At 60.6% G+C, this 3,577-nt stretch carries 3 protein-coding genes and 3 pseudogenes; 5 read left to right on the forward strand and 1 reads right to left on the reverse strand.

The features are described 5' to 3' along the window. The 5 genes and pseudogenes from Q0239_RS02955 to Q0239_RS02975 form a co-directional block, all read left to right on the forward strand. Positions 1-418: pseudogene (locus Q0239_RS02955) on the forward strand (hypothetical protein); the annotation flags it as partial. Between the two features lie 5 nt (positions 419-423). After that, complete coding sequence (locus tag Q0239_RS02960) at positions 424-1,098, forward strand: SufD family Fe-S cluster assembly protein (RefSeq protein ID WP_298598143.1); 675 nt, start codon at positions 424-426, stop codon at positions 1,096-1,098. Continuing rightward, positions 1,098-2,312, forward strand: a complete 1,215-nt coding sequence (locus tag Q0239_RS02965; protein ID WP_298598146.1) for an aminotransferase class V-fold PLP-dependent enzyme — start codon at positions 1,098-1,100, stop codon at positions 2,310-2,312. Before Q0239_RS02960 ends, Q0239_RS02965 begins: the two co-directional genes overlap by 1 nt. After that, positions 2,309-2,773 carry an SUF system Fe-S cluster assembly protein gene (locus tag Q0239_RS02970; RefSeq protein WP_298598149.1) on the forward strand — a complete coding sequence of 155 codons (465 nt, stop codon included), beginning with the start codon at positions 2,309-2,311 and terminating at the stop codon, positions 2,771-2,773. The genes Q0239_RS02965 and Q0239_RS02970 overlap by 4 nt, the downstream gene beginning before the upstream one ends. After that, positions 2,773-3,132 (forward strand): annotated as a pseudogene (locus tag Q0239_RS02975) (HesB/IscA family protein); the annotation flags it as partial. The gene Q0239_RS02970 and the pseudogene Q0239_RS02975, both read left to right, overlap by 1 nt. Before the next feature lie 3 nt (positions 3,133-3,135). Here the strand turns inward: Q0239_RS02975 and Q0239_RS02980 are convergent. Continuing rightward, positions 3,136-3,577 (reverse strand): annotated as a pseudogene (locus Q0239_RS02980) (peptidase S8); the annotation flags it as partial.

Genomic DNA, 3,577 nt, shown 5'->3' on the forward strand with positions numbered 1-3,577 from the left:
GGGCATGGGGATGGTAATGCTCCATTGGCCCGAGAATGTCGGCTTTTCGGGTGGCGAAAAGAAGCGCAACGAGATGGTGCAGATGGGCATCCTCGATCCCGCACTCGCGATCCTCGATGAAACCGACAGCGGCCTCGATATCGACGCGCTGCGCGTGGTGGGCGAAGGCATCAACCGGATCATGCGCAAGCCTGAAAAGGCCGTGCTGCTGATCACCCACTATCAGCGCCTGCTGGATTATGTGCAGCCCGATTTCGTCCATGTCCTCGCCGATGGCCGCATCACGCGCAGCGGTGGGCCCGAATTGGCGCTTGAACTGGAGCGTGAGGGATATCGGGAGTTGGCTGCGAGACAGCCCTGCCAACCCGCCGTGATGAGGAATGGCGCTATGCGCCTGCTGATATGTTGTCGGGTCTGAAAGCCTTGCCCGATACGCAACATATCGCCGTTGTGGCTGGCGAAACGCATCCCGTGTACAAATGCGTTTCGACGGGTGCAGCGAGCAAAGTCGATATCCAGCGCTACCAGATCGACATTGCCGAAGGCGCGCGTTGCGAGGCATTTTTCCTGCTGACAGGTGGCGGCTACAAACGGCTCGATATTGACGTGACGCTGGCCGAAGGCGCGCATTTTGAATTGGGCGCGGTCGGCATTGGCCGTGGCGACGAAGTTACCGAAATCGTGACCCGCCTGCGCCATGTGGCGCCGGGTGCAACATCGAACCAGGTGATGCGCGGCGTAGCAATGGATAAAGCAACGATTACGATGATCGGCCGGATCGACGTCGCGAAAGATGCGCAACAGACCGATGCGGCGCTGGGTGCAAAGGGTTTGCTGCTTGATCGCACCGCGACGATCAACGCCAAGCCCGAGCTCGAAATCTACGCCGACGATGTCAAATGCGCGCATGGCTGTGCGATTGGCCAGCTTGACGAAATGGCGCTGTTCTATGCGCAGCAGCGCGGCCTGCCGATGGCGGAGGCACGCAATTTGTTGATGCAGGCTTTCGTTGCAGAAGCCTATGGCGAGATCGCCGACAGCAAATGGCGCGAGCATATGATCGGCTATGCCGAGGCGGCGTTGCGGGGCACGGTCTGATGGCGATTGTCACCGAACGCGCATTGGGCCGCTGGGAAAATGAAGGCGGCGGGCTGGCTCGGGAGCTGCGCGACCAGTTCCCCGGTGTGCGCGACTGGCATTATCTCGATACCGCAGCGAGTGCACAGAAACCGCAGGCTGTGCTTGAAGCGATGATGCGCGCCGGCGGAGAGGATTATGCCACCGTCCATCGTGGTGTCTATGCGCGTTCGGCGAACATGACCTTGGCTTATGAGGCTGCAAGGCGCAGGGTGGCCGAGTTTATCGGTGGACGAGAGGATGAAATCGTCTTTGTGCGTGGCGCGACAGAGGCGATCAACCTGGTGGCGCACAGCTTCCCCCAAAAGGGCAGCATCCTGCTTAGCCAGTTGGAGCATCACAGCAACATCGTACCTTGGCAGCTTGCCGGCTATGATATCGACGTCTGCCCGCTGACTGCGGATGGCAGGATAGACCTTGATGCGGCGGAGGCGATGCTGACCGAGGATCATGTGCTGGTTGCTTTCGCGCATGTTTCAAACGTTTTGGGCTCGGTCCTCGATGCAAAGCGCGCTGCCGCAATTGCGCATCAGGTTGGTGCGAAACTGCTGCTTGATGGTTGCCAGGCGGTGCCGCGTTTGCCGGTCAATGTCGCCGGGCTTGAATGCGATTTCTATGTGTTCAGCGGGCCCAAGCTTTATGGCCCGACGGGTATCGGAGCGCTCTGGGCGCGCAAAGAATTGCTCGATGCCATGCCGCCTTACCAGGGCGGCGGCTCTATGATCGACCGGGTCACCTTTGAAAAAACGACCTACGCCCCTGCACCGACGCGGTTTGAGGCGGGGACGCCAGCCATCGTTGAAGTGATGGGGCTGCGCGCGGCGATCGATTATGTCGAAGCCATCGGGCTCGATGCCATCCACGCACATGAGGCCGAATTGGTCCGGCAGACGCGCGAAGCGCTGCGCAGTATCACCTCGATCACGCTGTACGGGCCCGAAGATGCGGCAGGGATTGTCTCCTTCAGCATGGAAGGGGTGCATCCGCACGACATCGGCACCATATTGGACGAGGAAGGCGTGGCGATCCGCGCCGGTCATCATTGCGCACAGCCGCTGATGGAGCATTTGGGGCTACCCGCCACCGCGCGGGCGAGCTTCGGCATTTACAATGACGAAAGCGATGTCGCGGCATTGGTCCGCGGCCTTGAACGGGTGAAAAGGATCTTCGGATGAGCGAAGAGCAGAAAATCATGGTCGAGGAAGTCGACAGCGTTCCGCCACCTCCCAAGGCGCGCGTCGAGGATGCCGAAAGTCCAGCCGAAAAGCTGGAGCGAAAGAAGGACTATCTCGAGGGCTTCCTCGCGCAAAAGCCCGAACCGGTGGCTGAGGGTGACGAGGCATTGCAAGATGCGGTGATTGAGGCGCTCAAGGAGATTTATGATCCCGAAATCCCGGTCAATATCTATGACCTCGGCCTGATTTACGGAGTCGAGATCAATGGCGGCCATGCACTGGTGACGATGACGCTGACAACGCCGCATTGCCCGGTTGCCGAAAGCATGCCCGGCGAGGTTGAACTGCGCGTCGGCGCGGTTCCGGGGATTGGTGACGCCGAAGTCAACCTCGTCTGGGATCCGCCATGGGGGCCGGACAAGATGACCGACGAGGCACGTCTCGAACTGGGGATGCTGTGATGAGCACCGAAACCAAGACCCGCCGTCCGCTTCCGGCTGCTGTCACCTTGACGCCCGCTGCCGAAGAACGCGTTGCCGAACTGATGCGCAATGCGCCCGAAGGCACAGTCGGCGTGAAGCTGTCAACGCCGCGGCGTGGCTGTTCGGGGCTGGCCTATTCGGTCGATTATGTCAGCGAAGCGGTGCCTTTCGACGAACGCATCGAAACCCCTGGCGGCACTTTTTTCATCGACGGCGGCTCGGTGCTGTACCTCGTCGGCTCCACGATGGACTGGCAGGAGGATGAATTCACCGCCGGTTTCGTCTTCAACAACCCCAATGCCACCGGCAGTTGCGGGTGCGGCGGAAGCCTTACCGTCTTGTCACAATCTCCGGTTGAAACGTCGCGCCACCCCCAGATCGTCAGGTGCGGCTTCGATATGCCCCGGTTCCGTCCGCCAGAATGCATTGGCCGACAGATAACCACCTGCAAAGGGAGTAGCATAGGCCGCTTCGATATCGCGTTCGCGCCCTGTCGGTGCCAGCGAGACAAACTGACGCCCGAAACTCGCCTGCAGCGTTGAATAATCATAGCCCACCGGCAGAGTCAGGTTAAGGCCGCCGCCACGTACGCGCAGCGGCTGGGCGACGCGCAACGATAGGCTGTCGCGCAATGAAAACAGACCTAATCGGGTAAGGTCGGCGGACCAGGCATCACTTTCCAGCCAATCTGCGGATTCGCGCAATCCAGCGGCGGCAATGCGCGTCCAGCCCCGGCGGTAATTGGCGTCAACGCGCCACGCCGAACCCAGCACCAAGGACGAA

Origin of the sequence: uncultured Sphingorhabdus sp. (assembly GCF_937872355.1) — a bacterium.
GTDB lineage: Bacteria > Pseudomonadota > Alphaproteobacteria > Sphingomonadales > Sphingomonadaceae > Sphingorhabdus_B.

Excerpts from the sequence above, each read along its gene's own strand:
- Q0239_RS02965 (WP_298598146.1), top strand. The coding sequence starts at position 1,098 with ATGGCGATTGTCACCGAACGCGCATTGGGCCGCTGGGAAAATGAAGGC.
- Q0239_RS02970 (WP_298598149.1), top strand. The coding sequence starts at position 2,309 with ATGAGCGAAGAGCAGAAAATCATGGTCGAGGAAGTCGACAGCGTTCCG.